Origin of the sequence: Kocuria sp. CPCC 205258, from assembly GCF_040981005.1 — a bacterium.
GTDB lineage: Bacteria > Actinomycetota > Actinomycetes > Actinomycetales > Micrococcaceae > Kocuria > Kocuria rosea.
Map to the genome: position 1 here is coordinate 1 of NZ_JAVKPS010000063.1, position 531 is coordinate 531.

At 72.7% G+C, this 531-nt stretch carries 1 protein-coding gene; it reads left to right on the plus strand.

The genetic code is table 11. The features are described 5' to 3' along the window. On the plus strand, positions 1 to 442 hold a 442-nt coding region (locus tag RF644_RS18840), incomplete at its 5' end, for a GNAT family N-acetyltransferase (protein WP_368797669.1). Positions 443 to 531 lie beyond the last annotated feature (89 nt).

Here is a 531-nt window from a genome sequence, read left to right on the forward strand (position 1 = left end):
ATGGCGCGAACCCCGCGACATGGACCACGTGATCAGGACGGTCGAGGCCAATCGCGAACCCGGGTCCTGGTCCTCCGACGGCGACAGCCTGCGGGTCGCGATCTCCCCTCACGACTCCGACGAGCTCGTGGGCGAGATCGTGCTGACCCTCGTGGACGCGGAGGCCGCGCAGGTGGAGATCGGCTGGGCGTTGCACCCGGACCACACGGGCAAGGGGTACGCCGCGGAGGCCGCGCGCACCGCCGTCGACGCCGCGTTCGAGCACCTCGGCGCGCACCGCGTCTTCGCGCGCCTGGACAGTCTCAACGTGGCGTCCGCGAAGGTCTGCGAGCGCGTGGGCATGCGCCAGGAGGCGACCCTGCGGGAAAGCCACTACCAGTTGGGCGAGTGGCGCGACGAACTCGTCTACGCGGTGCTCGTGTCTGAGCGACGCGCGGACTGATCCGCCGCGGGGACACGCACCTCGCCGGAAGGTCGCGCCCCGGCGAACCCGCCGCCCTCGGAGGCGTCCTGCTCCCCACCGGGCCGGGC